The 1,164-nt window shown below is 66.7% G+C and carries 1 protein-coding gene; it reads left to right on the top strand.

What is annotated here, in order from left to right; translation table 11 throughout:
* On the top strand, positions 1–1,161 hold a 1,161-nt coding region (locus tag CWM61_RS28530; protein ID WP_100632275.1), incomplete at its 5' end, for an oxaloacetate decarboxylase subunit beta.
* Positions 1,162–1,164: the final 3 nt, after the last annotated feature.

Raw genomic sequence — 1,164 nt, 5'->3', positions numbered from 1 at the left:
GGCTTCGGCGGCCTGCTCTCCAATATCCCGGAGGCCGGGCTGGCGCTGAGCGCGCTGGAAAACCTGCTGGCCCACCACGACCCGGCGCAGCTGGCGGTGATTGCCACGAAGCTCCACTGCGCGCCGGACGTCCACGCCATCAAGGAGGCACTGGCGCTGGCCCTGCCGTCGGTGCAGGGGCAGATGGAGAGCCTCGCGGTGGACATGGGCTACTCCGCCGGAGTGCTGGCCATCTTCTATAAGGTGGCGATTGGCTCGGGCATCGCGCCGCTGGTGATCTTTATGGGCGTCGGGGCAATGACCGACTTCGGCCCGCTGCTGGCCAACCCGCGCACCCTGCTGCTGGGGGCGGCGGCGCAGTTCGGCATCTTCGCCACCGTGCTCGGGGCGCTGACGCTGAACTACTTCGGCCTGATTTCGTTCACCCTGCCGCAGGCGGCGGCCATCGGCATCATCGGCGGCGCCGACGGCCCGACGGCGATTTACCTGTCGGGCAAACTGGCACCGGAGCTGCTGGGGGCCATCGCGGTGGCGGCCTACTCCTACATGGCGCTGGTGCCGCTGATCCAGCCGCCGATCATGAAGGCGCTGACCACGAATAAGGAGCGGAAGATCCGCATGGTGCAGCTGCGCACGGTGAGTAAGCGGGAGAAGATCCTCTTCCCGGCGGTGCTGTTGCTGCTGGTGGCGCTCCTGCTGCCGGACGCCGCGCCGCTGCTGGGGATGTTCTGCTTCGGCAACCTGATGCGCGAAAGCGGGGTGGTGGATCGTCTGAGCGATACGGTGCAGAACGCGCTGATCAACATCGTGACCATCTTCCTCGGGCTGTCGGTGGGGGCCAAGCTGGTGGCGGACAAGTTCCTGCAGCCGCAGACGCTGGGCATTCTGCTGCTGGGGGTGATCGCCTTCTGCGTGGGGACCGCCGCCGGGGTGCTGATGGCGAAGCTGATGAATGTGTTCAGTAAACACAAAATCAACCCGCTGATTGGTTCCGCCGGGGTGTCGGCGGTGCCGATGGCGGCCAGGGTGTCGAACAAGGTGGGTCTGGAAGCGGACGGGCAGAACTTCCTGCTGATGCACGCCATGGGCCCGAACGTGGCCGGGGTGATCGGCTCGGCGATCGCCGCCGGGGTGATGCTCAAGTACGTGCTGGCGATGTAGGCC

It is taken from the genome of Klebsiella sp. K-Nf6 (assembly GCF_002806655.1).
Lineage (GTDB): Bacteria > Pseudomonadota > Gammaproteobacteria > Enterobacterales > Enterobacteriaceae > Klebsiella > Klebsiella variicola.
Note: the sequence above shows the minus strand (reverse complement) of the source record. Positions and strands in the feature narration are given on the sequence as shown.